The sequence below is a fragment of the Tetragenococcus halophilus subsp. halophilus DSM 20339 genome (genome assembly GCF_003841405.1).
GTDB lineage: Bacteria > Bacillota > Bacilli > Lactobacillales > Enterococcaceae > Tetragenococcus > Tetragenococcus halophilus.
Window position 1 is genome coordinate 484,117 of sequence record NZ_PXYA01000001.1, and the last position, 24,849, is coordinate 508,965.

Annotated in this window: 25 protein-coding genes; 4 read left to right on the plus strand and 21 right to left on the minus strand. The window is 34.7% G+C overall.

What is annotated here, in order from left to right:
• Position 1: 1 nt before the first annotated feature.
• From C7K42_RS02295 to C7K42_RS02325, 7 genes are all read right to left on the minus strand, one after another.
• Positions 2-742, minus strand: coding sequence for a methyltransferase domain-containing protein (locus C7K42_RS02295; RefSeq protein WP_159459065.1), 741 nt, complete (start codon positions 740-742; stop codon positions 2-4).
• Between the two features lie 55 nt (positions 743-797).
• A complete protein-coding gene (locus tag C7K42_RS02300; protein WP_103083515.1) occupies positions 798-1,706 on the minus strand; it encodes a hypothetical protein in 909 nt (302 codons plus the stop codon).
• A complete protein-coding gene (locus tag C7K42_RS02305) occupies positions 1,703-2,578 on the minus strand; it encodes a coiled-coil domain-containing protein (protein WP_103091686.1) in 876 nt (291 codons plus the stop codon). The genes C7K42_RS02300 and C7K42_RS02305 overlap by 4 nt, the downstream gene beginning before the upstream one ends.
• Positions 2,579-2,801: 223 nt before the next feature.
• Complete coding sequence (locus C7K42_RS02310) at positions 2,802-3,311, minus strand: GNAT family N-acetyltransferase (RefSeq protein WP_103091687.1); 510 nt, start codon at positions 3,309-3,311, stop codon at positions 2,802-2,804.
• An 11-nt stretch (positions 3,312-3,322) separates the two neighbouring features.
• Positions 3,323-4,258, minus strand: a complete 936-nt coding sequence (locus C7K42_RS02315) for a dihydroorotate oxidase (protein ID WP_103091688.1) — start codon at positions 4,256-4,258, stop codon at positions 3,323-3,325.
• A gap of 427 nt (positions 4,259-4,685) precedes the next feature.
• Complete coding sequence (locus C7K42_RS02320; protein WP_103091689.1) at positions 4,686-5,021, minus strand: metal-sulfur cluster assembly factor; 336 nt, start codon at positions 5,019-5,021, stop codon at positions 4,686-4,688.
• A 142-nt stretch (positions 5,022-5,163) separates the two neighbouring features.
• Positions 5,164-7,512 (minus strand): helicase C-terminal domain-containing protein, encoded by a 2,349-nt coding sequence (locus C7K42_RS02325; RefSeq protein WP_103091690.1) that lies wholly within the window; start codon positions 7,510-7,512, stop codon positions 5,164-5,166.
• A 146-nt stretch (positions 7,513-7,658) separates the two neighbouring features.
• Between C7K42_RS02325 and C7K42_RS02330 the strand changes: the two genes are divergently transcribed.
• The 3 genes from C7K42_RS02330 to C7K42_RS02340 all read left to right on the plus strand — a co-directional run bounded on the left by C7K42_RS02330 (position 7,659) and on the right by C7K42_RS02340 (position 9,956).
• Positions 7,659-8,279, plus strand: a complete 621-nt coding sequence (locus C7K42_RS02330) for an MBL fold metallo-hydrolase (RefSeq protein WP_014124818.1) — start codon at positions 7,659-7,661, stop codon at positions 8,277-8,279.
• Positions 8,280-8,299: 20 nt separating this feature from the next.
• Positions 8,300-8,995, plus strand: coding sequence for a histidine phosphatase family protein (locus tag C7K42_RS02335; RefSeq protein ID WP_014124819.1), 696 nt, complete (start codon positions 8,300-8,302; stop codon positions 8,993-8,995).
• Positions 8,996-9,122: 127 nt separating this feature from the next.
• Positions 9,123-9,956, plus strand: a complete 834-nt coding sequence (locus C7K42_RS02340) for an undecaprenyl-diphosphate phosphatase (RefSeq protein ID WP_014124820.1) — start codon at positions 9,123-9,125, stop codon at positions 9,954-9,956.
• Positions 9,957-10,003: 47 nt separating this feature from the next.
• Here the strand turns inward: C7K42_RS02340 and C7K42_RS02345 are convergent, their stop codons facing one another.
• Together C7K42_RS02345 and C7K42_RS02350 are read right to left on the minus strand one after the other, a co-directional pair.
• Entirely contained in the window at positions 10,004-10,627 is a 624-nt protein-coding gene (locus tag C7K42_RS02345; RefSeq protein WP_014124821.1) for a DUF47 domain-containing protein, read from the minus strand.
• A gap of 13 nt (positions 10,628-10,640) precedes the next feature.
• Positions 10,641-11,660, minus strand: coding sequence for an inorganic phosphate transporter (locus C7K42_RS02350; protein ID WP_014124822.1), 1,020 nt, complete (start codon positions 11,658-11,660; stop codon positions 10,641-10,643).
• A 261-nt stretch (positions 11,661-11,921) separates the two neighbouring features.
• Between C7K42_RS02350 and rpsT the strand changes: the two genes are divergently transcribed.
• Complete coding sequence (gene rpsT, locus C7K42_RS02355) at positions 11,922-12,176, plus strand: 30S ribosomal protein S20 (protein WP_014124823.1); 255 nt, start codon at positions 11,922-11,924, stop codon at positions 12,174-12,176.
• Between the two features lie 52 nt (positions 12,177-12,228).
• On the opposite strand, the gene holA is transcribed toward rpsT, so the two are convergent.
• The 12 genes from holA to rlmD form a co-directional block, all read right to left on the minus strand.
• Positions 12,229-13,242 (minus strand): DNA polymerase III subunit delta, encoded by a 1,014-nt coding sequence (holA, locus tag C7K42_RS02360; protein ID WP_014124824.1) that lies wholly within the window; start codon positions 13,240-13,242, stop codon positions 12,229-12,231.
• A 58-nt stretch (positions 13,243-13,300) separates the two neighbouring features.
• Positions 13,301-15,349, minus strand: a complete 2,049-nt coding sequence (locus C7K42_RS02365) for a DNA internalization-related competence protein ComEC/Rec2 (RefSeq protein WP_180991164.1) — start codon at positions 15,347-15,349, stop codon at positions 13,301-13,303.
• 193 nt (positions 15,350-15,542) lie between these two features.
• Positions 15,543-16,028 (minus strand): ComE operon protein 2, encoded by a 486-nt coding sequence (locus C7K42_RS02370; RefSeq protein WP_041591822.1) that lies wholly within the window; start codon positions 16,026-16,028, stop codon positions 15,543-15,545.
• A gap of 30 nt (positions 16,029-16,058) precedes the next feature.
• Positions 16,059-16,667 carry a helix-hairpin-helix domain-containing protein gene (locus tag C7K42_RS02375; protein ID WP_103083512.1) on the minus strand — a complete coding sequence of 203 codons (609 nt, stop codon included), beginning with the start codon at positions 16,665-16,667 and terminating at the stop codon, positions 16,059-16,061.
• A 96-nt stretch (positions 16,668-16,763) separates the two neighbouring features.
• A complete protein-coding gene (locus tag C7K42_RS02380; protein ID WP_103083511.1) occupies positions 16,764-17,375 on the minus strand; it encodes an HAD-IA family hydrolase in 612 nt (203 codons plus the stop codon).
• Positions 17,376-17,493: 118 nt separating this feature from the next.
• Positions 17,494-18,645: a pyridoxal phosphate-dependent aminotransferase gene (locus C7K42_RS02385; RefSeq protein WP_103083510.1), complete on the minus strand. Its 1,152-nt coding sequence runs from the start codon at positions 18,643-18,645 to the stop codon at positions 17,494-17,496.
• A 22-nt stretch (positions 18,646-18,667) separates the two neighbouring features.
• Entirely contained in the window at positions 18,668-19,390 is a 723-nt protein-coding gene (locus tag C7K42_RS02390; RefSeq protein WP_014124830.1) for an amino acid ABC transporter ATP-binding protein, read from the minus strand.
• Positions 19,383-20,852: an ABC transporter substrate-binding protein/permease gene (locus C7K42_RS02395; protein WP_069028947.1), complete on the minus strand. Its 1,470-nt coding sequence runs from the start codon at positions 20,850-20,852 to the stop codon at positions 19,383-19,385. Before C7K42_RS02395 ends, C7K42_RS02390 begins: the two co-directional genes overlap by 8 nt.
• Before the next feature lie 257 nt (positions 20,853-21,109).
• Positions 21,110-21,670, minus strand: coding sequence for a DNA-3-methyladenine glycosylase I (locus C7K42_RS02400; protein WP_069028948.1), 561 nt, complete (start codon positions 21,668-21,670; stop codon positions 21,110-21,112).
• A 13-nt stretch (positions 21,671-21,683) separates the two neighbouring features.
• Positions 21,684-22,184, minus strand: a complete 501-nt coding sequence (locus tag C7K42_RS02405; RefSeq protein WP_103083509.1) for a GNAT family N-acetyltransferase — start codon at positions 22,182-22,184, stop codon at positions 21,684-21,686.
• 113 nt (positions 22,185-22,297) lie between these two features.
• Positions 22,298-22,966 carry an SDR family oxidoreductase gene (locus tag C7K42_RS02410; protein ID WP_069028950.1) on the minus strand — a complete coding sequence of 223 codons (669 nt, stop codon included), beginning with the start codon at positions 22,964-22,966 and terminating at the stop codon, positions 22,298-22,300.
• Between the two features lie 434 nt (positions 22,967-23,400).
• Complete coding sequence (gene rlmD / locus C7K42_RS02415; RefSeq protein WP_103096828.1) at positions 23,401-24,768, minus strand: 23S rRNA (uracil(1939)-C(5))-methyltransferase RlmD; 1,368 nt, start codon at positions 24,766-24,768, stop codon at positions 23,401-23,403.
• Positions 24,769-24,849 lie beyond the last annotated feature (81 nt).

Genomic DNA, 24,849 nt, shown 5'->3' on the forward strand with positions numbered 1-24,849 from the left:
CTCACTCAGCTTTTTGCTTTTCTAGGCGACAGTAAAGCAATTCAAAAGTGTAATAGGTGGTATTTTCAACTTCTTTTTCATCCTGAAACAATCTCTCAATTGCTTTTTCTAGTTCATCATTAGGCAATTCGTCTTTAAAATACGAATAAAAGAAGTGTTTACTGATCGTTTCACTTATTACATAATGAAAAGTTTTGCTTTGGTAGGCATTTTTAAACCAACTTTTATAAGTAGACATCCAAGCTAAATGCTCTGCTTTACCGTATAGTCTTTCTTCAATTGGTGAAAATAATTGGTCTTCTTCTTTTACTAGCCGTAGAATACAGACATATTTTCTAGCAACCCTTATCATTTCTTTTAATTGCGTTTGTAAAGTCAATGCCGGATTCATAGCACTAAAAACAATATCAAAAGCATTATCTTTTGTTTGCTGTAAAAAAGATTGTTGACTACTTTCAATCAAGCTTAAGTTTTTATAAGGATACTTATTTGAAGCAAGCTTTAACATTTCAGAAGATAAATCTACTAGTACATAATTTTGTAGCTGAGAAATAAAGTAGGGAACATATTTCCCACTTCCTCCCGCTACATCTAGCAAATTATTTTGCGGTAAAATTCCTTGCTTGTTAAAAAAATCGAGCACATCTTTTTGAATTGTTAGTTGAGATTCTTCTTGAATGTCTGTATACTCCCTAGCAAAATCGTCCCAAAACTGTTTTATCTCTTTTAATTTTTCTTGCATAACTTTCATCCTTATTAATGAAAAAAGCCCGGAAAATAACTCCAGACTTTCTTACTTATTCACGAACGATCAATGGCACAAAGAATGGATAATGAGTGAAAAAATCCAAAATTGAGCGACGACGATTATTGGAATCGATAAATAAGTGTGTTCTATTTTTCTTCGATTGGATATACACATTTTGCTCTTGATTTAATTTTACCTGATAATACCTTTGGCCAATTTTATCAAAGTCATACTCGGTAGCGTCCATAGCGGTGATAAAAATATCGTCTAAAATGTTGGTTTCTAAAGGAAAGTCACTTTCCAAATCCACTGAAAGTGCTCTAGTATTATCTAATAGACTTGCGGAAACAGTAAAGCCTAATTGTTTAAAATTCGCCAACAAACGGTTCAAGTCGTAATTAATTAACGTTAACTGATTACGAGAAAATATTTTCTCAGAATACCACAAACGAATGAGTTCTAACACCTGACGTTCATCTACTGTAACTGACATCTCTTGTAAATCCAGTAAAAATAAAGACATAAATTTCGATTCAAAACGAGTATCAATGACGTTCATTTGAAAACTTAACGCTAAATCTCTTTTGTCAGTCAATTGATATTTTATCGAAAAATATTTTGCTTCCCATACATTATAGCTATCAGTTTGTTTTAATGTCGCATCATTTAAAGGCTTCAATAATTCATAAGTAAGATAGGCCAGTAAACTAGTTTTAGCAACGGTTGAGATCGCTGCATCTGTTACAATTAAACGTCTGTATTCCTTCAGTAACTCAGTAAAATCATCTTCTAGTAAAGTTTTTCGTAAGCGTAAATCAGCTAGTTCTTTTTCAGCTGAAGCGATCCAGGAAACCATTTCGGCATGATTTTGTGCCTTTTCTTTATAATAAGGATCTGTTTCCTCTTTATTTTGCGATGTTTTTTTTAATTCTGTGGATTTATTTTCTTTTGTACTCATGCGTGATTCCCTCCTTTAGCTGAACCTAGATAAGCTGTTAGAAAATCTTGAATCTGTTGATTCATTGCTTTTAATGACCCAAAATATTGTTGGATCAAACGGAATTCTTTCGTCACCACTGCTTGTTTTAGACGCATATCGTGATGATTTTTCATCAATTCCTCTCTTTTTTTATTGGTTTTACTTTTATCTTCTATATAAGGTAACCAACCTTCTCTTTTTTCTGCCAATGCTTGTAATTTGTTATCTAAGTCTTCAATTTCTTCCTCAGTTTTGTTTCGATTAAACAGACCTTTGGTATTTTCCACCGATGCTTTTTCATTTTCAATCTCTTTTATCTGTTCATCGATGTTTGAGATCTCTGATTCAGCAGTGATAATGTTGGCATCGAGTTCGTCCATTTCCTTTTCAATTTTGTTTAAAGCATCACGCTTAGCTGGCGCAAATTCACGCCATTCTTTATCAATATTGGGTAAAACAAATATCTCAGGCGTACTCGCATCAATACCGATCGTTGCACGCTCACGATAGTAATCACCTAGACGGTAGTAATTCATAGTGGGAGATATTTTTTGTTCGTGATGAATAAAAGGAAAAGCCTGGGTAAAACTATCATGGATTTTTTGCGCTAATAATTCATCGATCTCATGGTTTTTATTTGATGTTTTCTTTAGCTCTTCATGTAATTTCCCTTTATAAATACGATAGATTTCAGCAATATCTTCATTTTGAATCGCTTGTTCAAAAGCTTGCAAGTCTTTAAGCATCGAGCCTACATTTTGAAAAGCGACCTCTTTAATTTCATCAAAACTTGGCCCTTGTAATTTATCTGTAGAATCTTCGTTATTTTGGCGCCCTGTTTGTTTAGGCATAGTGTAACCTCCTCTGTTGCTTTGTTACCATTTTATCATGTTTATTAGAAAAAAGAAGCTTTGTTCTTAGTAACTTTATAAATTATTTCGAAACAAAAATGATGTAATTTTGACAACTCTTTCATAGAAATCATATCAAAAATAGGGCGAATATGCTATTTTATTTTCGTTTCTTTAAAATTCTCTTACAAACAAATTTGTTTGTAAGAAAAAACTCCCTTTCCTATTCTAGTAAATATTGATATGCCCAGCGCCCGCCGTAAGGTATAGGAAATTGAACTTTGCCGCGATAAACAAAGCCAGCATTTATTATCGCCTTTTGCATGCCGATGTTTAAGTGATAAGTATCGATACGAACATCACGATAGCCTAATTGCTGACTGACATCAATTAAATAACGTAATAGTTCTTGCGCCAGCCCCTTCCCCGTTTTTTGGGTGTCAACAACAACTCGATGAATAGATACATAAGGACCTTCTTCTAACCAAGCACCTTCTTTTATGGCTGTATACACTGGGTCAATTCCTTTAATTAAGGCGGCGTAAGCAACAATCTCCTTATCTTCAAGTACATATCCTGCATCCTCTTTAATATCTTGTTCAATTTGTTGCCAACTCGGACCATAACCGTCTTGCCATTGAGGAGAGCCTTGTTTTTTTAATGCTGTAATCCCTTGTGCAGTCAACGTCATAATTCTGGAGATATCTTGGATATCAGCCGTTCTAAAAATCATCCTGTGACCTCTTACTCTTCTATTATTTTTAACTTTCCTTGAAATTGTTGAATATTGCTATAACCCTTAGCATCCATGATCGCAGCCAGTTCGTCGAGAACTCTAGCAAAAACTGAGGTGCCTTCTTTATATAATTGCGTACCAATTTGTAGCATTGAAGCGCCACATAAAAGATGTTCAAAAGCATCCTGACCAGAAGCAATCCCGCCGGTTCCAATGATTTGAATGCTTGGATTTAAACGCGTATAAAAAGCTCGTACGTTTGCCAAAGCAGTGGGCTTGATATATTCGCCACCAATTCCACCGAACCCTTCCTTAGGTTTGATCACCACTTGTTCTTTATCTGGGTCAATCACCAGTCCGTTACCAACTGAGTTGATAGAATTGACAAAAGCCAGAGGAAATTTATTTAAAATGCTAGCTATTTGGTCGAAATGTGCGATATCAAAATATGGGGGAAGTTTGACACCCAGTGGTTTTGTATAAAAGGAAAAGATTTCAGTTAAAATTTGTTCGGTCAATGCAAAATCATAAGCAACTTGTGGTTTTCCCGCTACATTAGGACAAGATAAATTTAATTCTGTAAAACCCTGAAATTCACTACCCTCAAGCTTTTTTAAGGTTTCGATATTTTCTTGCATAGTCATACTGGCTACTGAAAAAAACATCGGAGTAGAAAAGTTTTCCTGATATTCATTGACATAATCAAGATAATAATCAAATCCTAAATTAGGCAAACCCATGGAATTAATACTACCTAGCGTTGTTTCATAATATCGTGGTTCCGAATTCCCTTGTCTTTTCTGCCGTGTTACGCTTTTTGTTATAAATGTCCCCGCCCTTGAGTCTACTAAGTCGTTTAATTCTTCACTGGTCATACAATGAACACCTGAAGCATTCATTAGTGGAGATTGAAATGTGTAATCCTGGAAAGTTACTTCAAACATGGTCTTACCTCCTAGATGATCTCATTAATATTTGTTAGTAGTTTATCCAAATTTAAAGCAAAAAGCAATAAAAGAATCAGTTATAAAAACAGATAAAATTAAGTCTAATAAGAAAAGACTTATGTAGCTTTTTGTCCTAAAGTCAAATAAAAAAGAGGCCAAAACTTTGGCTATTGTCCCTGAGTATGGCGAAGTAGAGACCAATCATTTAGTATTTGTACCTGAGTCAGCCAAAGAAGGGGCCATAAACAGAGTAATTGTCCCAAAGCTTAATAAAGAAGAGACCACTAGCCTGTCTTTTGTACTAAAGTAATCCCCCATGGAAGTATTTATCTAAAATCACTTAAAAAAGCTTCTTTATTAATTTTTTTAATAAAGAAGCTTTCCTTAGTTTTAATAAATTGAATAAACAATTTAATATTTTTATTTACCTTATTCCTAATGCAATTCGCGCGTAGCGACTCATTTTTTCCGGTGTCCACGGTGGATACCAGACGAGTTTTACATCTACCTGATTTACTTCAGGCACTTCATTTAGTGAATCCAAAATTGACTCAGTCAAAATATCAGCTAGAGGACATCCCATCGTTGTCAGTGTCATTTTGATTTCAGTGTCTCCTGTTGCATCATCGAACTCTACGCCATAGATTAAACCCAAATTGACAATATCGATTCCTAACTCTGGATCGATAACAGTTTCTAGTGCCATTAAAATATTATCTTTTATTTCTTCAATTTCTTCTTCTGTTCGTGCGACACTCATGTTTTCTAATCCCCCCTCTACTTTTCTCTCCAAGCAAATCATACCTTGTTTTATATCATTTGTAAACGCTATTTGTAGATAAGTTAACAATCTTTTATCTTTTAACTAAATTCTATTTTGTCAATATTTTAAATGGGGAGATTTATTCAACTTCTTGCCAAAAACTTTCCATTCCTTGTTTTAATTGTGCAAGATTGTGACAAATTTTCATATTCTGCCAATGGGCAGGAAAGAGTTGGCGATAGGCTTTAGTCGTAAATCTTTGGTCTAAAAGTAAAACAATGCCTTTATCAGTACTATCTCGAATGACACGACCAGCGGCTTGTAATACTTTATTCATTCCCGGCAGCTGATAAGCATACGCAAAGCCTTTTCCCTCTTTTTCATCAAAATATTCTTTAATTAATTCTTGTTCATGATTCATTTGAGGCAGCCCAACACCTACGATAATACTGCCTACTAAGCGTGAAGCTTTTAAGTCAATACCTTCAGAAAATACACCGCCTAATACACAAAAACCGACCAAAGATTGCGCTGGCTTTTCAACAAATTTTGCCAAAAAATCTTCGCGTTCTTTTTCACTCATTTGTGTATCTTGTACAACCGTATCGATTTCTGGAAATTGTTCACGAAAAATTTGATAACAATCATCGAGATATTTATAAGATGGAAAAAATACTAAGTAATTTCCTTTTTGAGCAGAAACTGCTTCTGCAATAGCTTGAGCTATTGCTTGATAACTATGATTTCTTTTCTTATAAGTTGTTTGGATATAATCGGCAATGAAGACTTGTTGGTTTTTTTCTGGAAATGGGCTAGCTAGACGATAACGTAATGCCTCCCGATGCCCTCCTAATACTTCTTGGTAATAAGGCAAGGGTGTCAAACTCGCAGAAAAAAGTAGACTAGCTTTCCCTTTATGAAGCGTATCCGCTAAAAATGGTGCTGGTGACATACAAAATTGTCGGATTTTCAAATCATGATACATAATTTCAATAGTTGTTTCGTATGTTTCATCATAAAAATCACTCATTTTTAAAAATCGTAGAACATCAAAATAAAGGTCTAAGATTTTCTCCTCCTGTGGATTTCCTTCATTTGCAGCTAACCATTCTTTGACTAATTCGCTAAAACGAAATAAAAGTTTAAGCAAAGTATCCGCCTGTCCTTTTTGATGATGGAAAGTCCAGCCAGATTCCTGCGCAGTTTCTTCAATTGCGGCAAATTCTTGATCGATTTTTTTGAGATTTTTGAGAATCTTTTTATCGTTTTTGGAAAAACTTTTAAAAACACTGTTAAAAGATTGTCTATGAATAGAAGCAGAATACATTTCACGCGAACGATTCACAAGATTATGAGCTTCATCGATCAAAAAGTAATACGCTTCGCTATTATCTTCAAAGAAACGACGTAAATATACTGTAGGATCAAATAAATAGTTATAATCACCAATAATCACATCGCAAAATAGACTAATATCAAGAGAGAATTCAAAAGGAGAAACGACATGTTTTTTTGCATAACTTTCAATTACAGAACGAGTCATTTGGTTTTCATGATGCAAAATGTCCCATAGTGCTTCATTGATTCGATCATAATATCCTATAGAATAAGGGCTATCGTCTGGATTGCCCTCTTGTTCTTCTGGAAAACGTATTTTATCTTTTGCTGTGATGGTGACACTTTTTATTTGCGCACCTTTATCCGCTAAAACGGTTAATGTATCTTCGGCCACTTGTCTAGTGATTGTTTTAGCTGTTAAATAAAAAATTCGATCCGCGCGGTCTTCTCCCAAAGCTTTGAACGCTGGAAAAAGTGTAGAAATCGTCTTGCCTATTCCGGTAGGGGCTTCAATAAATAGCTCTTGCTGGCTACGTAAAGTCTTATAAGCTGCGGCGGCTAATTCGCGTTGTCCACTACGAAACTCTTGATAGGGAAAAGACATTTGCTGCAGTGTTTTATTACGTTGATCTCGCCAATTTTTTTGAAAGACCAACCACTTATGATATTCTTTTATCAGCTTATCAAAAAAGTCTTTTAAAAAACTCCATTCATATGAACGTCTTCTTTGGACGGTTTCTTCTTCAATCGTTTGATAATAAGTTAGCTGTACTTGGATATTTGTTAAATGATTTTGTAAAGAGTAGATATACGCATAGACCATTGCTTGATAGAAGTAAATTTCAATTTGATCATCTTCTAATTCTTCAAATTGTACTTCCGAAGTTTTTATCTCATCAATTATCCACTCTTCGTTTTCTTGAAAAATACCATCTGCGCGACCTTCAACAATGATCTTATCATTTTCAACAGTTATTTCTTCTTTTAAAAATACTTCTTTTTGATAATTTTCTCCTGCAGCTTTTTGTAGTTTGCGATGGATCTTTGCTCCTTCTTGTGCAGTATGATTACTATTTTTTTGACTGCTAAGATTTCCTCTACGTAGAATAAACTCAACGAGATGTCTGACCGAAATTTTCTCAGAAAACATGTTGCCACCTTCTTCCAAACTATTATTATAGAATACTTTTAGCTATTTTTACAGTAAGTTAAAAAAATCCACTCATCTTCTTTGTTTGTAGGAATAATTTAAGTTATACTTGAGTTAGTATTTTATAAAGGGGGGATTTAACTTTTATGCGTATCAATCGATTGGTAACAGGCGATATTGGCGAAAATTGTTACTTAATATGGCAAGACCAATCGCTTTTAATTATTGATCCAGGTGCTGATGCCTTTAATATTAAACAACAAATTAAACAAACCGATGCCTTGCCCGTCGCAATTTTATTAACCCATGCTCACTTTGATCATATTGGGGCTGTAGATGAATTGCGTGATGAATATCAAATTCCTGTTTATCTCAATCCTTTAGAATTTGACTGGCTACAAGATCCAGTTTTAAATTTATCCGTACAATTACCTGAAAAAAGGCAAGTAATCGTTCGCCCTGCGGAGTATAAATTAGAGCTGCGTGATTATAATTTAGCTGGTATTTCCTTCAAAGTTGTTCCTACTCCGGGACATTCGATAGGCAGCGTAAGTTTTATTTTTGATGATTTTGTTGTTTCTGGGGACGTTTTATTCAATGGCAGCATTGGTAGAACTGATTTTTACACGGGAAACTACGAACAGCTGCTTGATAGCGTTAATTCGCAATTATTCCAATTAGCCGATGAATATACAGTATATCCAGGACATGGTCCGATAACTTCGATCGGTCATGAAAAAATAACGAATCCCTTTTTCGTTGATTAATTAACCAAGGAGTGAAGAAAATGACAAAAACAGAATTATACATCGTAAGACATGGTAAAACTATGTTTAATACAGTACAACGAGTGCAAGGTTGGTGTGATACTCCCCTTACAAAGACAGGGGAAGAAGGTATCCGATATCTAGGGGCAGGACTTAAAGATATTAACTTTGAAGAAGCTTATGCTAGTGATTCCGGTCGTGCTATCGAAACTGCAAGAATTATTTTAAGCCAACTTCCAAATGGCGCTAAGGTTCCTTTTCGTGTAGATAAAAGAATTCGGGAATGGTGTTTTGGTTCACTAGAAGGAGGTTACGACGCTGAAATGTGGGGCGTTGTTCCTAGAGTTTTGAATTTTCATAATTACGATGAAATGATCGATAAACAAACCGGTTTTAAACAGATCTGCGAAGCCATCTATGATGCGGATACAGCAAACTGGGCCGAAACCTACGATGAACTAAGCTATCGCGTACGTACTGGTTTTGAAGATATTGCTCATCGTATTGAAAAAAATGGCGGCGGTAAAGCGCTGGTCGTCTCTCATGGTTTAACGATTGCCTTCTTATTGAATTTAATTAATGAAGAAAGTAACGTTCGTATGGACTTAGAAAATGGCTCTGTCACTCGTTTAACTTATGAAAATGGCGATTTCACTTGCCAAGAAGTTGGTTCAACAGCTTATATCGAAAAGGGCAAAGAACTAGAACAAGCTTAATTAAAACAAATAAAAGCTAAAATTATAAAGCAAGTTAAAAACTTGCTTTTTTTATCAAAAATTATTTATAATCCTCTTTTTTAAAGGTATACTTATTTTTGGCATTACTTAAGAAGGGATTGAAAATATGTTTTTTACAAATGTCATTAAAGCGATCATTTTAGGTATCATTGAAGGTATCACGGAATGGTTACCTATCAGCAGCACTGGACATCTTATTTTGGCAGATGAATTTGTTCGTTTAGAAGCAAGCGAAGCATTTATGTCGATGTTCAATGTAGTCATTCAATTAGGCGCGATTTTAGCTGTCGTCGTCTTATACTTTAATAAGTTAAATCCATTTGCTTCAAATAAGAACACTACCCAAAAAAATGCTACCTGGCAATTATGGTTTCGCGTAATTGTAGCAATCATTCCCTCAGGAATCATAGGGATCTTTTTAGACGATTGGTTAGATGCACATCTGCATAAATTTTTACCTGTCGCTATTGTGTTGATTATTTATGGTGTTGCATTTATTCTAGTGGAAAAAAGAAATCAAAATCGGACACCTAAAATTGCCCAATTAAATGAAATCACCTATAAATTTGCTTTAATTGTAGGAATGTTTCAAGTTCTTTCTTTAGTTCCAGGAACATCTAGGTCTGGCGCTACGATATTAGGAGCTATTTTGATTGGTGGTTCGCGTTTTGTTTCCACTGAGTTTTCTTTTTTCCTAGGTATTCCAACGATGTTTGGTGCTAGTTTTATTAAAATCTTGAAATTTTTAGGCACTGGCAACAGTTTTGACTTTACCGGAACGATCATTTTACTTATTGGAACAGTGATTTCATTTATTGTTTCAATCCTAGCTATTAAATTCTTATTGAATTATCTTAAGAAAAATGACTTCACCGCTTTTGGTTGGTATCGTATTGTTTTGGGTATCGTATTGATCATTTACTGGATGGTCGCAATGTAAAAACATTTAAAAAAACCAAGAGTTTATATATGCTCTTGGTTTTTTATTTAAGTATTTTTGATAATCATACCATCGATAAGATCAACAGCATCTTCATGATAATTTATAATTAACTCAAAACCATCGTAAATCTCTTTCCATTTAACAATTTCCAGTACATCCTGCTCTTTACTAAATAAGTGTTTTTTCAAACGACTGTACAAACGATCACCTTGTGATTCAACGTAATTAACGTCTGAGATCAGTTTTTTTAAGTCTTTAGAATTTTTTAATTTAGGAAACTCTTTCATTGCTTCATGCACACCTTTTGCTGCTTCTGTTACTAAAGCAGCGAGTTTATCTGTTTCTGCGCGCATCTGAGTAATCACTAGGTTTTCAAATAAATAAGTCATTGCATTAATCCCATCTAAAATATCATCTAAGCGTTCCGAAACGACTAAAATGTCTTCTCGTTCGATCGGTGTAATAAATGCGTCATATAACTCATTTGTTAATTCTTCGACAATTTGATCACTATTTTTTTCAATTTCATGGATTTTCTCGGCTCTTTCAGAAAAGTCCGTTGTAGAATAGTTATCTACGATTTCTTCTAAAATTTCTGCTGCAATATGTACATTTTCAGCAAGTTGTTCCATTTTTTTAAAATAATCATATTGCTTTTTTCTTCCCACTTTTTATCTCTCCTTAAAAAATTCCCACAAAAAGTTTAGCCATAATATAAGCAATCAAACCACAACCTGGAAACGTCAGTACCCAAGCTGAAATCATATCTTTTACAATCGACCAATCCACACTAGAAAGACGCTTTGAAGCACCTACACCCATAATTGCGGTCGTTTTTGTATGTGTCGTGGAAACTGGAATTCCAAACATGGAAGCAAAAAATAAACAAATCGCGGTACTTAAGTCAGAACAAAAGCCTTGGTAAGTTTCAAGCTTTACCATATCCATTCCCACAGATTTGATAATTCTCATTCCACCAATTGAAGTTCCGATTCCCATGGTAAGCGAACAAAGTGCCATAACCCAGATGGGGATAACAAATCCATTTCCAGATTTTTCAGCTAAACCATTATAGTATAAGCCTAACATGAAAACCCCCATAAATTTTTGGCCATCTTGTGCCCCATGTAAAAAAGCATTTGCAGCTGCCGCAACAGCTTGCCCCCAAGTAAAGAACTTGTTCACCCTTCTTCTGGAGGAATTATAAAATAAAAAACTAATAAGTTTAGTGACAAGATAGCCGCCGCCAAAACCAAATATGGTTGAAAAAAGCAAACCGATAATAACTTTTAGCCATTCTTGACCATTAACTGCGTCTAAACCACTCAACGCCATAGCAGAACCTGTTAACCCAGCAATTAAAGCATGCGACTCGCTTGTCGGAATTCCAAAGTACCAGGCGGCCACTGTCCAAACGACAATAGAAAACAAGGCTGCCGCTAAAGCAATATGAGCAACATCTACCTGGCCTTGCGCTTCAAAAGATACGATATTACTAATTGTTTCTGCTACCTGAGCGTTAAAAATGGTCATTATTAATGCGCCTAAAAAGTTCATTACAACTGCGATACCAATAGCCATATTTGGTTTTAGTACCCGAGTCGATACGGCAGTAGCGATCGCATTAGGTGCATCGGTCCAACCGTTGACAAAAATAACTCCCATAACTAGTGTAACTGTAACTACTAATGCAACGCTCAAAATTTTACACCACCATTCATAGTACGAGCTTATCATAGCACAAAAGTTAGTCATTAGGGAAGTTGCTTTGTGCTTTAATTCAGTTTTTTTATTTGAAAAAAAAATAAAATCTTACCATTAAATGTATCAACCTTTTCAGTGTTTTAACAATAAAATTCTTTATAAGTTGTTATTGCAAACAACTGAAGCATTATGTATAATGACTATTGTTGCATTATACGTTATTTTCGTATAATATTTTCTGATCCGGAGGTGAAATAAATGCCACAAATTAAAGGTGCAATCAAACGAGTTCGCCAAAATTATAAAGTTACTCCTAAAAACTCAGCTCAAATGAGTGCTATGCGTACTGCTATCAAACAAGCAGAACAAGCAGCCCGTGAAAATGCTGATAATAAAGATGCGTTGTTCAAAGATGCTGTAAGCGCAATTGACACAGCTGAATCAAAAGGATTAGTTCATAAAAATAAAGCAGCGCGTGATAAATCACGTTTAAGCAAAATCGCCGCTAAATAAAAAAAAGATTTGAAGTTTGTTAAAAGCTTCAAATCTTTTTTTTAGGCTAAAATTAAGCCGCTTGTAAAAGAAACAATTGAAATAAGTATTCTTTATCCATCTGTCCTGTTTTGATTTTATAATCATTTTCAATAAGCTCATCATAGAGTCGAGTTAGGATTTTGCTATCAATCTTACGTACTTGTTGAATCGCAAGCTTCACGCGGTAGGGATGAACATTTAAAGTGCGCGTAATATTACCTTGTTGATAGCCCATCTTTAATAGGATCACTGTCTGTAAATAAATACGTATTTGGCTAATTAAAATAGCATTAATCTTGATCGTCTCTTCTCCTTGTACATGCAGATCTTCATATAACTGTAAAGCTTCAGCTGTTTTGCCTTGTAACACATAATTGGTCAAATCAAATACATTATCTTCGAGCGTTTTAGGAACCAAGTTTTCAACATCATTTTTTCTTATACGTTTTGTTTTAGAAGCAAATAATTGTAACTTTTGTAACTCTCTCATAGCTTTTGTAAGATTAGCATCCGTTAGCCGAATAAATAACTCAAAAGCTTCTCTGTCCATATCAATGCCATCATTATCTAATGTCTGTTGCAAAAAACGGCGTAGCTGTGCTTCACTCATAGGCTCTACATCGATCGTTTCTGCTTGTTTTTTTAATTGTTTCGTAACTTTCTTACGTTCATCGAGTTTTTCATAATCAGCGAAAAAAACTAAAATTGTGGTGTCGACCGGATTTTTCAAGTAAGATACCAGACGTTCAACATCATGTTCTGGTGCATTTGTTTTTTTCTCAGCTGTTAAAATAAACGGACTTTCAACAAAAATCAAACGATAATCGCCAAAAAAAGGCATAGATTCTGCTTCATCAAGTACTTCATCCACCGTGTTTTCCTCTAGATCAAAGGCAGCAAAGTTTAAATCATCAACCCCTAGATGTAAACTTTCAAGAAAAGCTTGGTGTATTTGTTTTTGTAGATATTCTTCTGTCCCAACTACTAAATAAATCGCTTGAAACTTTTGATCATAAATAATCTGTAAAGCATTTTGAACGTTCATAAAATAGCCCCTCTTTTTACTTCTCAAAAGAAATCCTATCATGAAACAGACGGAATGACTAGTCTTGTTTTTGTGTTGTAATTTGCATTTTAGGAGTTAAAGTACTCCAAGAATAGCGCAGCATTCCCTGTTTATCTGTTCGTAGCGCTTTTACTCCGTAATCTTGTAAAGTATCCATCACTTCTGGATGTGGATGGCCGAAACGATTATTTTCACCACAAGAGATGATGCCTTGTTTAGGCTGTAATTGTTCAATAAATTCAGGCGCTGACGAGGTATGGCTGCCATGATGACCCAATTTTAAAACGTCAGCCTGCAAATGAGGATAGTCTTTTATCACCTTTTTTTCACCTTCTTGTCCTAAATCACCAGTCATTACAAAATTTGTACCATAAATTGTAGTGGCAATAACTAAGGAGTCTTCGTTTTCACCCTTTCCCACATGTTCAGGTCCTAAAATATGAAGTTTTAATTTTTTACCAACATGATCTTTACTACCAATTTCTTCAATCACTGTATTTTTGGGTGTGTTTTTTAAAAGTTTTTTTATATTTTCACTTTGAAAGCTACCCTTTCCTAGATAAAGCGACTTGACATTGAAGGCTTCCATGACTTCTTGTGCATCCCCCATATGGTCAATATCACCATGGGTTATAAATAAACCATCAATTTTCTTGACACCTTCTCCTTTTAAGTATGGAATTAACGTATACTCCGCATTTGAGCGGTAATTGCGCCTTTGCCAATCTTCTTGAAAAAAGTTCATTTTTCCTCCAGTATCAATAACATATACTTCCTGTTTAAAGGGAGTTTGTATAACAATACTATCTCCTTGTCCTACATCAACAAAAGCAATAGAAGTTTCTAAAGAAAATAATTGGAAGACAATTAATAAAAAACTAGGAAGAAGCAAACAAATTTTACGATGATTTTGATAAATATAAATCCCAGCAATTAAAGCAAGTATAGTCAAAAATAAAGGGGGTTGTCCTGTTGTTAAAACAAAGGACTTAGTAAAGCTAAGCGTTTTTTCAAAAAAAATGATTAACTTTTCTAATACTATTTCTAAGATATTATGGGAAAAACCCAATAAATTTACAAAACAGCTAGCAACTAACAAGGGTAATATGATTCGGCTAAACAAAGGAACAAATAACGCTGTTAACAATCCAGCTAACAGAGGTACTTCAAAAAACATATACATAATGAGTGGTGCAGCTAATAAAGAGATTTCTTGAGAGTGTAATAAACGCTGCCCATATTTTTTGGGGGAACTTTGATGAAGTAAAATTACCCAGGACATCCATAGAGATAAAATCCCCGAAAATTGTAGCAATGTTTTTGGGTCGTATAATAATAGTAGAAACAATACAATACTAAACCGATCTAGACTTGCAAGTTTAATATTTATTTCTTTGAAAAACAAACGTAATATATACATCAAAGAAGCGCGCCAAACACTGATTGTTTGCCCAAATAAAATAGTGCTTACAAAAATAAGTAGAAAGAAAAACAAACCAAACTCACCAAAAGTTAGATTGGTGCGACGAAGAAAGAAAAAAAGCCAACCATAAAATAGATAGACATGCATACCGGAGATAGTAAATAAATGTAAAATACCTGCACTACTATAGACTTCTTTAATTTCTTGAAAACTTGTATCGCGATAACCAAAAAGCAAAGATAGAATATAAGTAGCTGTTTTGGAAGAAAAATTTGCTTCTACCCAATCAATACAGAAAGCTCGCCATTGCCTTAAAAACGAAATACCGCTTAGCGGACGTTTATTTTGAATCTCTTCAATTCTATAAGTTCCCAGCTTATGCTTGGAAAAAGCAAACCATTTTGCATCAAAGCCATGTAAGTTTCGTTTACCTTCTAGGGGTAAAAAAGTACCTGATACTTGGATTTCTTTACTCCAGTTTGCACGTCTTTTCCAAGATTTTTGTTCTTGCTTGTTTTCAACTTGATATTGTCCGTCTATTTTGTAATCGTCAATTTTTCCTTCAAAAGAAACTAGGTCTCCATTTACTTTAATCGTATCATTATAAATCTTAATTTTTGTAGATACTTCCTTTTCTGCCTCTGGAGCTTGAGGTAAAGCCATAGTATGGGCCCTTAGCAATAGAAAAAAGCTGCAAAAAATACACAATAGCCCTAAGACAACTTGCTTTTTGCAGCAGAGAACAAATGAAAAGTAAATACTAACCAACAATAAAAGGGGTTGTTGCAGTAAATAAGCATTTAATAAGCTAGCAGCTATAATTATGGGGAAGACTAATTGATTTTTCCAGGAAAAATCAATCCTGTGGTTCATGCAATTGACCAAAAGATAATTTTTCAAAATAATGAGGTTCAAGTGTGACTTGGTGGACGGCGCCACCAACTTGGTTGATCAATTCTAAAGCGTAAGAATCATTATGGTAATTATTAAGATAATGAATTGTCTTAACACCTGCTTGTAACAATGCTTTAGTACATTGCAAACAAGGAAAATGAGTCACATAAATTTCTGCGCCTGCAGTAGAAATCCCAAATTTAGCACATTGTAAAATAGCGTTCATTTCTGCATGAATCGTACGAATACAGTGACCATCCACAAGATAACAGCCATGGTCAATACAATGCTTATCACCGGAAACAGAACCATTGTATCCTCCGGCGATGATCCGTCGGTCTTTAACTAAAGTCGCGCCAACTTCCAGACGGCTACAAGTACTTCTTAATGATAAAAGTAGTGCTTGGGCCATAAAATACTGATCCCATGGAATGCGTTTGTCTGCCATCATTTTCCTCCTTTCTTGATCTTACTTATACTATATTTTAATCGAATCACGCAATTTTTCAACTGTCTTTTCCCCAAATCCTGAAATTTCATTTAATTCATCGACACTCTCAAAAGCACCATTTTCTTCCCGATAATCAACGATAGCTTGTGCTTTGGCAGGTCCTACGCCGCTTATTTTTTGTAATTCATTGATATCTGCTGCATTAATATCGATCATATCCTCATTGTTATCTTCTGCTTCTTTATCACCATCAATCTCCATTTCTTCGGCTTCTTCTTTATTAGGTATATAAATCATTTGTTGATCTTGTAACTTTTCAGCTAAATTCAATTGCTTTTTTTCTGCTTGTTTAGTTAAACCTCCTGCTTCTAAAATGACCTCTTTTACTCGCGCATCGCCTTCTAGTTCATAAACGCCAGGCTTATTGATTTCTCCTTTAATATCTACGATGATTTTTCCTGTTTCTTCTGTTGTTTTTTCACTATCTTCAGTTGCTTGTTGAAATGCGCTCTCATTTTCCTCCCAAGCATCAGCTTGTTCATTATTTGATTGACTAAAATAAATGACAAGCACAAAAACTGTAACTAAAGTAGCTAAAATTAAAGGTAAAAATTTTTTAAGCCGTTCTTTTATCATCAGTGTCCTCTCCTCCTTTCACCTATAAGTACGCAAAAAAACACCAAAACTTTTTAACAAAAGAAATTTTTTTCCTAAGTTAAAAAGTCTTGATGCTTAAACAAATTTCTCTATTTCTTTCATAGATGTGACTCGATGGTCTGCTTGAATATCAGTAAGCAAATTCTCATTATCAAAAAATATAGTTGCAACGCCAGCGTTTTTACCAGCGTTTACATCTAAGGCACGGTCGCCGATCATTACCGTTTTTTTAGGATCAAGTCCATACTGCTTTAACAAATAATTCAGTGAAGTTGGATCCGGTTTTCTGGGAAAATTATTTTCTGGACCTACAACTTCTGTAACTAAATCAGCTAATTGTTCTTTTTTTAATAAGGCCTGTGTTGATGCTTGTCTACGATGAGATAAAATCATATTTATTTTATCTTTTGCAACAATAAAGGACAAAACATCTTTTGTTCCTGTAAAACTTTGAGGCTCGTAAGCAGGTTTTTCTTCATAAACTTTTGCTCTTTTAGATAACTCGGCAAAATCTAATTGATATTTTTCAGCGATCTTAGCCGAAGAATATTCTTTTAAAATCTGATAAACTTCTTCTTTTGTACTATCGATATGATATTCTTTTAAAGCTTGCAAATAACCCTGTACAATCATCGGATAAGTATCAAACAACGTCCCATCAAAATCCCAAATAAAGGTATTAAACAATGAAATGACTCCTTTAATTTTATTTTTCCTAACTATTTTACCATGATTTTTGCTAAAAGTATCATTCATTTTAAAAAAGACCAACAGCTAATTTTTAGTTAACTGTTGGTTTGAAAGTTTAAAATTTCATTTGTTCAATCCGATCAAAAGCTTCCTTTAACATAGCGATTTCTTGTGTGACAGCTAGACGAACATGTTGATCACCAGTAGTAACGCCAAATGCCTTACCCGGTACCACAAGCACTTGCGTTTCATCCAGTAATTTTTTAGTAAAAGCAGCAGAATCTAAGTGTGTATCAGCGATATTTATAAATGCGTACATTGTTCCTTGCACTTCTCCTAAGTGGAGAAAATCAATCTCATCAACCCGTTTTTTTACATAGGCGAGACGTTCTTTAAAAACATTGACAACTTCGGGGATAAGCTCATCGGCGTGTTGTAACGCATAAATACCCGCTTGTTGCGAGATAGATGGTGCGGAATAAGTAATATTTTCGTTGATTAGTTTGGCTATTTCACTAACATAAGAGGGGGCAATCATATAACCGATACGCCAACCTGTCATCGCAAAAGACTTTGAAAAGCCACTGAATGTTATGGTGTTTTCTGGCGCAAATTTTGCCATAGGTGTAAATGAATGATCAAAAGCCAGTTCTTCGTAAATTTCATCAGAAAGAATAAATAAATCGTGTTGAATCGCAATATCCGCAATTTTTTGGAAAGTTTCCTCTGAGAAAACCGCTCCAGTTGGGTTATTAGGCGAATTAATCACTACAGCTTTTGTCTTTTCGCTAATCGCTTGTTCTAATACATCTGCTTCTAGTTGAAAGCCATCTTTTTCATAAGTAGGTATAACAACTGGAGTGCCTCCAGCTAATTCAATTTGATCTTTATAAGGAGAAAAATAGGGCTCATGGATAATAATCTCATCGCCAGGATCGGTAATCGCCAAAAGTGTCAAATACATGCCATGCATCGCTCCTACAGTCGCACGTACTTGATTAGTGGCAAGGTCTAGGTCATAACGGCTTTTATAATGATCAATAACCGTTTGAATGAAAGCTGCACTACCATCAGATGCGGTATAACGCGTATGTCCAGCTTTGGCATCTTGGGCTGCTTGTTCAATGATACGTTCATCTGTAATTAAATCGGGATCACCAATCGATAAATCGATCAATCCTTCCTGACTTTTCGCCAATGCCCCAATGTCCATCATAATATTTTCTTCTGGTTCTTGATACTTTTTTGCTAAATTATAGCGATTCATGAGTAATTTCCTCCCACTTACTTTATAATACTTTTTTCAAAAAGCTTTGTGTTCGTTCGTTTCTTGGATGGTCAAAAATCTCTTCGGGTAAACCTTCTTCTTGAACGATACCATCATCCATGAAAATCACTCGATCAGCGACTTCTTTTGCAAAACCCATTTCGTGACTGACAACGATCATCGTCATTCCTTCTTCAGCTAAGGTCTTCATAACAGATAACACTTCGCCTACCATCTCTGGGTCCAAAGCAGAAGTAGGTTCATCAAACAACATAACATCAGGATCCATCGCCAGGGCTCTTGCAATGGCTACTCTTTGTTGCTGTCCCCCTGAAAGACTCGCTGGATAACTGTCATCTTTATCAGTTAAACCTACTAAGTCCAACAATTCATGTGCTTTTTTATTTGCTTCTTCTGCACTTTGTCCCTTTACTTTAATAGGACTAATCGTAATATTTTCTAAAACCGTTTTATGGGGAAATAAATTAAAATTTTGAAAGACCATCCCCATTTTTTGTCTTAATTTATCAATGTCATTTTCTTTTGCTAAAAGATCATTACCTTCAAATAAAAGCGTTCCTTCGGTGGGTTGTTCTAATAAATTTAAACAACGTAAGAAAGTACTTTTGCCACTACCGGATGGGCCAATAACCACGACAACTTCACCAGCATCAACTGATAAGTCAATTCCTTTTAACACTTCGTTTTTATCGAATGATTTATGCAAATTTTCAATATTAATCACTTGTCTTCATTCTCCTTTCAGCAAATCCTAACAAACGAGAAAGCGTAAACGTCAATACAAAGTAAATCAGCGAAACAATTAGATAAGGCAAGAAGGGTTTAAAACTTGCACCTTGTACATTCCCAGCTTGAAAGATCAGCTCGGAAACACCAATTACTGAAATCACTGAAGATTCTTTGATGACGGTAACTAATTCATTCCCTAAAGCTGGAAGGATATTTTTAATTGCTTGCGGGAAAATAATATAACGCATAGACTCTGTACGATCCATACCAAGTGAGCGCGCAGCTTCCATTTGCCCTTTATCTACACCGTTGATCCCAGCGCGAATAATTTCTGCGACATAAGCGGCGCTATTAAGCGATAATGCAATACAGCCAGCCACAAAACGTGAAAAATCAAGACCTAAGATTCCTGTTCCGAAATAAACAATAAAGATTTGTACTAATAAAGGCGTTCCTCGAACATACTCAATATAGATGGAAGCTAATACTCGTAAAATTTTTATAGAAGACAATTTCATCAAAGCAAAAATGACACCGAGAATGATACCAAAAATTACGCCAATGATCGCTAAAAGAATAGTATAGCCAGTTCCTGAAAGATAGTAAGGATAATATTTAGCAAAAAAACCTTGGTCTTCCTCACTAAACATCAATTCATTAGCTTCTTCTTGATAGCCTTCCATTAAGTTTTCATCATTGATTGTTTGAATAGAACCATTAATATTTTCAGCTAACACTGGCGAGTCTTTAGGAAAGGCGACCGCTGTTTCTTTGTCTCCTTCTTCAAATTCTAGATCAGATAAAGCCAGATCGTCGTTTTCTTCTACATAAGCTTCAGCCACCGGACCTTCTAATATAGCAGCATCTACTTTCTCGTTTTTTAGGTTCATTACAACATCTGGAATTTTTTGCAAGGAAGTGACTTGTGCGTCTTTTAATTCATCATTTGCTAGTTCTTCTTGAGTAGTTTGCTTTTGAACACTAACCGGAACATCTTCAAATTGCTCACCACTAGTGTATTTATCTTGGTCTTCTTCTCTTACCACTAAACGTTGCTGTGAATTCATGTATGGTTCAGAAAAATCCACTTCCTGTAAACGTTCAGGTGTTGGCGACATACCAGAAATAATCAAATCAATTTTTTCTGTATCTAAAGCGCCCAGTAAAGCATCAAAGCCCATTTCTTCGACACGTAAATCTACGCCCATATCATCCGCAATCTTTTGTGCGATAGAAATATCAAAACCTACGATTTCATCTTCTCCATTTACTGTAGCATGAAATTCATAAGGTGCATAGTCAGCTGACAAGCCAACAACTAGCTCCCCACGATCTTGAATAGCCTCATAATGTTCATCTTGTTCTTCCTCAGCTGCTACCTGTGTTATCGGAAACAGCTGTGCAAACAATAGAAACAACGGTAATAAAACTAAAAATACCCTTTTAAACTTTCCCATTTGCTATCTACCCTTCTTATTTAAAATAATTGCATAAAAATTCATTTATTAATTGCAATTTATCTTATCATAATTTGAACAAAAGAGAAAGTATTTTTTATTTTATTTTTATACATTTTTCTGAATATCCCATATTAAAGTATATATGTGTTGGATAAAGTAGCTAACTACATGTTCATTAAATTTATATACATCCTATTAAAAATGCATATATTCATTTATTATACAAAAAAGATCCGTGAATAAAAATGCAATGTTTATTTATTTTCGTATTTAAATGAACATGTCTCTATATGATCATCGACCATTCCGATTGCCTGCATGAAAGAATAAATAATGGTAGGCCCCACAAATTTAAATCCTACTTTTTTTAATTCTTTACTTATGTGTTTTGACAAGTTACTACTTGCTGGTATTTCTTCCATGCTTTGCCAGTGGTTAATGATAGGATTTTCAACAAAAGACCAAATATAAGTTGAAAAACTCCCATATTTTTCCTGCATATTTAAAATCATTTGGGCATTATTCACTGCAGCGTTTATTTTTAAATGATTACGAATGATTTTGGGATTAGTTAACAATTCCGCAATCTTATTGTCATTATAATTTGCAACTTTTGTGTAATCAAATTGGTCAAAAGCTGAGCGAAAATTCTCTCTTTTATCTAAAATAGTTGACCAACTCAAGCCTGCTTGCATACTTTCCAATAGAAGCAATTCATAAAGTTTCCTATCATCTTGCGTAGTTTTTCCCCACTCATAATCGTGATAATCTTGCATTAAAGGACTTGTTTTAGCCCAATCACAACGAACTGTCATTCATTAGCTCCTTTCATTCAATACCTACTTTTTTACTTCTGCGCTCCATTAATACAGAATCACGCCATACACCATATTGATCTTTTCCTAATTTTTCCCGATAACCAACTTTACGAAAGCCACATTTTTCATGTAGACGCTGGCTGCCATAGTTGTTAGCAAAAATATCAGCTTCTAAAGTCCACAAACCGATTCTTTCTGAATAATCAACTAGATGATTTAATAATCTTGATCCTACACCCTTTCCTTGGTAATTTTGATCGATATAGATACTAACTTCCGCTACTCCATGGTATTGAGGAATCGTATAAGCTTGTTTCAAAGTTGTCCAACCTGCAACTTTTTGTTCATCTAATAGTACAAAACGGCCTTCTTTTAGACGCTCGTGATCGAATTCTTCATAACTTAAATTTTCAACAGTGAAAGTTGCTAAATTTGTTTCCATTCCTTGGCGATAGATATCATAGACAGACGACCAATCTTTTTCTTCCATTGCGCGAATTTTGTATTGCATAAATACCTCCTTAGCAGTTAGTTATTCCACTATTATTCTATAGAATGACAAAAAAAGCAATTAGGCTCTTTTAAAAAGAACACAATTGCTTTTCATATTAATTTAGTACTTATTTATTGTTCTAACTCTTTTAATGCTTCTTTGATCGGAGTGTCACCATTTATGACGTCGAATTCTTTTTTACGAGTGTCATCATTATCTATACTATCAACAATAATTTGTGCAACGTCACTGCGAGTAATCTTCCCGCTTTCAACGAGTGTTTTGGCTAATTTAACTTTTCCTGCAGCTTCATCATCGGAAAGAAGGCCTGGACGTACGATTGTATAATCTAAGCCGCTATTTTTAAGCCATTGGTCGGCGTAAAATTTCGCAGGATAATAAGGACCTAATTGATCTAACCAGTCTGGATGAGGATCTTCTAACCATTGTTGACTACCCAGTGCACTAACAATAACAAAACGATCAATACCAGCATCCTTAGCTGCTTCTACGGCTTTTACCGTACCATCTAGATCGACAAACATGGTCTTATCTGCACCAGTGCTACCACCAGAACCTGCGGTAAATGCAATAGCATCAGCATCTTTAGCTGCTTGACTGATATCACTAATAGATCCTTCCAAGTCTGCCAAAACAGCTTCTACACCTTGCTCTTTGAAGGCTTCTAACTGATCTTTTTTACGTACCATGGCAATTGGAAAGTGGTTTTGGGATTCTTGTAGTTTTTTTACCAAGATTTTACCAACACTACCATGGGCACCAATAACTAATACTTTCATTAAAACATCTCCTCTTCACTTCTATACTTAATCATAACATCAAGTGAATTATTTTTACCAAGATCTGATTTGAAGTTTGTATTTAAATAGTGGAACTTAGTTGTTTTTATCATTTATCGAGTCATTGAAGGACTAATAAAAAGTGAAAACATTATCCACTCACGAACTGAGCTAAGTAAGCTTGATATTAAAACATGAAGGTCGTTGCTTTAAATACTTTTCCTTACAATTCATTTGTTGTAAATATCATATGGTTAGCCTTTTAAAAAGAGAAAATGCCTACATTCGTATATTTGAATAGACGAATTTTTAAACTAAATATTACTGCTGAAACTAAAGATTAAGTTAAGCAATTGTTTGTTAAATATCAGTATTATGTTATAAAGAAGAAATGTTTACTTAAAAACTAAAGTAAACATTTCTTCTTACTTTAATTATTTCTGTTTTAACATCATCACTGTTTCCACATGATGCGTTTGCGGAAATAAGTCAACGGGTTGGATACTATCTGTAAAGTACTCTTGTTCTGCAAATACTTTTAGATCTCTTGCCATCGTTGCCGGATTACATGAAATATAGATAAATTTTTCTGGTTTCATCTGACAGGCAGTTTCAATAAAAGATTGATCTAATCCTTTACGCGGCGGATCGACAAAAATCACTTCCGGCTGAATGCCTTCTTTTTGCCATTTTGGCATGACGTCTTCAGCTTTACCAGTAACATAATCGGCGTTGTCGATATTATTTAATTTCGCATTTTCTTGGGCGTCTATTACTGCCTGTGTAATTGTTTCCATGCCATAAACATGTTTGACTTGATTGGCTAGTGACAATCCAATGGTTCCGATTCCTGAATAAGCGTCAATGACAACATCTGATTTTTTTAAATCAGCTAATTCAAAGGCTTTTTGATATAAAACTTCAGCTTGAGGGGTATTTACTTGATAAAATGATTTAGCTGAAATGCGAAAAGTTTTTCCTAATAAACGATCATAGATATCATTGCGTCCTAGTAAAACTTTTTCTTGGGTGCCCATAATTACATTGGTTTGTTTTGGATTCACATTTTGCATAATAGAAACAACTTCTGGCAGTTTTTCTTGAATAGCCTGCGCAATTTTTTCTCCTTGGACAAAATGTTCTTTACGAGTGACTAAAACAACCATCATTTCATGTGTTTGATAGCCACGACGAATAACAATATGTCGTAAAAATCCGCTATTATTTTTTTCGTTATAGGCTTTTACTTCAAATTGTTGTAAAATTTCTCGAATAACTATAATCGCTGCATCAATTGCTGGATCTTGAATAAAAAAATGATCGATAGGTACTAATTCATGACTATTCTTACGATAAAAGCCTGTTTGTAAAATACCATCAATTTTACGAATGGGAATTTGTGCTTTATTTCTATAACCAAAGGGTTGCCGCATGCCTATCGTTTTTTCAACTTGGATCTCAGGCATTCTAGCTGTCTTTTTTAAAACATTTTTAACTTGTGCTTTTTTAAATGCCAACTGTTGTTCATACTTTAAATGACTAAGCGGTGCAATACCTGTTCGTAATAGATCTTCATTTTCTACTTCTTGACGGTAAGGGCTTTTCTGGATAATAGAAAGCATCTTTCCAAAACCAAACTTTTTACCTACTTTAACAATTCTAACTAGTATTTTTTCTTGTGGTAAAGCATTTTCGACAAAAATTGGATAGGCATCGACCTTTGCAACGCCCATGCCTAAATGAGATAAATCAACGACCGTTACTTCTAACTCCTGATTTTTTTTAACAGGCATTTCTTCCATAAATGTTTTCTCCTTCTCAAACCATTTAGAACGCTCAGAAATAAATTATAGCACCTATTTATCCATAAATGAAGAAAAAGG

What these genes read in the sequence shown, in the direction of transcription:
- C7K42_RS02295 (WP_159459065.1), bottom strand. Translation starts at nt 742, where the DNA reads ATGCAAGAAAAATTAAAAGAGATAAAACAGTTTTGGGACGATTTTGCT.
- C7K42_RS02300 (WP_103083515.1), bottom strand. Translation starts at nt 1,706, where the DNA reads ATGAGTACAAAAGAAAATAAATCCACAGAATTAAAAAAAACATCGCAA.
- C7K42_RS02305 (WP_103091686.1), bottom strand. Translation starts at nt 2,578, where the DNA reads ATGCCTAAACAAACAGGGCGCCAAAATAACGAAGATTCTACAGATAAA.
- C7K42_RS02310 (WP_103091687.1), bottom strand. Translation starts at nt 3,311, where the DNA reads ATGATTTTTAGAACGGCTGATATCCAAGATATCTCCAGAATTATGACG.
- C7K42_RS02315 (WP_103091688.1), bottom strand. Translation starts at nt 4,258, where the DNA reads ATGTTTGAAGTAACTTTCCAGGATTACACATTTCAATCTCCACTAATG.
- C7K42_RS02320 (WP_103091689.1), bottom strand. Translation starts at nt 5,021, where the DNA reads ATGAGTGTCGCACGAACAGAAGAAGAAATTGAAGAAATAAAAGATAAT.
- C7K42_RS02325 (WP_103091690.1), bottom strand. Translation starts at nt 7,512, where the DNA reads ATGTTTTCTGAGAAAATTTCGGTCAGACATCTCGTTGAGTTTATTCTA.
- C7K42_RS02330 (WP_014124818.1), top strand. Translation starts at nt 7,659, where the DNA reads ATGCGTATCAATCGATTGGTAACAGGCGATATTGGCGAAAATTGTTAC.
- C7K42_RS02335 (WP_014124819.1), top strand. Translation starts at nt 8,300, where the DNA reads ATGACAAAAACAGAATTATACATCGTAAGACATGGTAAAACTATGTTT.
- C7K42_RS02340 (WP_014124820.1), top strand. Translation starts at nt 9,123, where the DNA reads ATGTTTTTTACAAATGTCATTAAAGCGATCATTTTAGGTATCATTGAA.
- rpsT (WP_014124823.1), top strand. Translation starts at nt 11,922, where the DNA reads ATGCCACAAATTAAAGGTGCAATCAAACGAGTTCGCCAAAATTATAAA.
- holA (WP_014124824.1), bottom strand. Translation starts at nt 13,242, where the DNA reads ATGAACGTTCAAAATGCTTTACAGATTATTTATGATCAAAAGTTTCAA.
- C7K42_RS02365 (WP_180991164.1), bottom strand. Translation starts at nt 15,349, where the DNA reads ATGGCTTTACCTCAAGCTCCAGAGGCAGAAAAGGAAGTATCTACAAAA.
- C7K42_RS02370 (WP_041591822.1), bottom strand. Translation starts at nt 16,028, where the DNA reads ATGGCAGACAAACGCATTCCATGGGATCAGTATTTTATGGCCCAAGCA.
- C7K42_RS02375 (WP_103083512.1), bottom strand. Translation starts at nt 16,667, where the DNA reads ATGATAAAAGAACGGCTTAAAAAATTTTTACCTTTAATTTTAGCTACT.
- C7K42_RS02385 (WP_103083510.1), bottom strand. Translation starts at nt 18,645, where the DNA reads ATGAATCGCTATAATTTAGCAAAAAAGTATCAAGAACCAGAAGAAAAT.
- C7K42_RS02395 (WP_069028947.1), bottom strand. Translation starts at nt 20,852, where the DNA reads ATGGGAAAGTTTAAAAGGGTATTTTTAGTTTTATTACCGTTGTTTCTA.
- C7K42_RS02400 (WP_069028948.1), bottom strand. Translation starts at nt 21,670, where the DNA reads ATGACAGTTCGTTGTGATTGGGCTAAAACAAGTCCTTTAATGCAAGAT.
- C7K42_RS02405 (WP_103083509.1), bottom strand. Translation starts at nt 22,184, where the DNA reads ATGCAATACAAAATTCGCGCAATGGAAGAAAAAGATTGGTCGTCTGTC.
- C7K42_RS02410 (WP_069028950.1), bottom strand. Translation starts at nt 22,966, where the DNA reads ATGAAAGTATTAGTTATTGGTGCCCATGGTAGTGTTGGTAAAATCTTG.
- rlmD (WP_103096828.1), bottom strand. Translation starts at nt 24,768, where the DNA reads ATGGAAGAAATGCCTGTTAAAAAAAATCAGGAGTTAGAAGTAACGGTC.